Origin of the sequence: Streptomyces javensis (genome assembly GCF_039525925.1) — a bacterium.
Lineage (GTDB): Bacteria > Actinomycetota > Actinomycetes > Streptomycetales > Streptomycetaceae > Streptomyces > Streptomyces asiaticus.
This window is the reverse complement of the sequence record NZ_BAAAIF010000250.1, coordinates 1-1,071: the sequence shown is the minus strand read 5'-3', so window position 1 is coordinate 1,071 and position 1,071 is coordinate 1. Positions and strand designations below refer to the sequence as shown.

1 protein-coding gene is annotated in these 1,071 nt (G+C 70.3%); it reads left to right on the top strand.

The annotated features are described in order from the left end of the window. Positions 1 to 117: 117 nt before the first annotated feature. On the top strand, positions 118 to 1,071 hold the full coding sequence (locus ABD329_RS47805; protein ID WP_198282456.1) for an IS481 family transposase: 954 nt from the start codon (positions 118 to 120) through the stop codon (positions 1,069 to 1,071).

The following is a 1,071-nucleotide window of genomic DNA, read 5'->3' as shown; positions in this document are numbered from 1 at the left end:
TGTGTTGTCCGGGGAGGTTGGTGACGGGCGACGCGCCGTGAGGGGTGCTTGAACGGGGCGAGGGCCTCTGGTTTCGGTGTGGATTGCGAGTCTGCACCGATGCCCAGGAGGCCCTCGTTGATCCACCGTAACGCCCCGCTGACCCCCACTGGCAGGCTGCGTCTGGCCCGGTGTGTCATCGAGGACGGATGGCCGCTGCGGCGAGCGGCCGAACGGTTCCAGGTCAGCCACACCACCGCGGCCCGCTGGGCCCACCGCTACCGCCGCCACGGGGCAGCGGGCCTGCACGACCGCTCCAGCCGCCCCCACCACTCACCCCACCGGACTCCCGCCACCGTGGAGGAACAGGTGCTGCGGATGCGCCGCGAACACCGCATCGGCCCACTGCGGCTGGCCGCCCGCACCACCGTCGCCGCCTCCACCGCACACCGCATCCTCCAACGCCACGGCCAGCCACCTCTGGCCACGCTGGACCGGGCCACCGGCGAACCCATCCGCCGCTACGAACGCTCCCGGCCCGGCGAACTGGTCCACATCGACGTCAAAAAACTCGGCCGTATCCCCGACGGTGGCGGCCACAAGACACTCGGCCGGGCAGCCGGCCGCAAGAACCGCACCGGCACCGGCTACGCCTACCTGCACACTGCCCTGGACGACCACTCCCGCCTGGCCTACACCGAGAACCTGACCGACGAGACCGCCGCCACCTGCGCGGCCTTCCTGGCCCGCGCCACCACCTGGTTCGCCGCCCAAGGCGTCACCATCGAGCGCGTGCTGACCGACAACGCCTGGGCTTACAGCAAGAACACCTGGCGCCGTACCTGCCGTGACCTGGGCATCAGCCCACGCTGGACACGCCCCTGGCGGCCGCAGACCAACGGGAAGGTCGAACGCTTCCACCGCACCCTGCTGGACGAGTGGGCCTACCAGCGGCCCTACACCTCAGAAGCCGAACGGCAAGCAGCGTTTCCCGGCTGGCTGGACTGGTACAACTACCACCGACCCCACACCGGAATCAGCGGCCACACCCCAGCCAGCCGCGTCACCAACCTCCCCGGACAACACACCTAG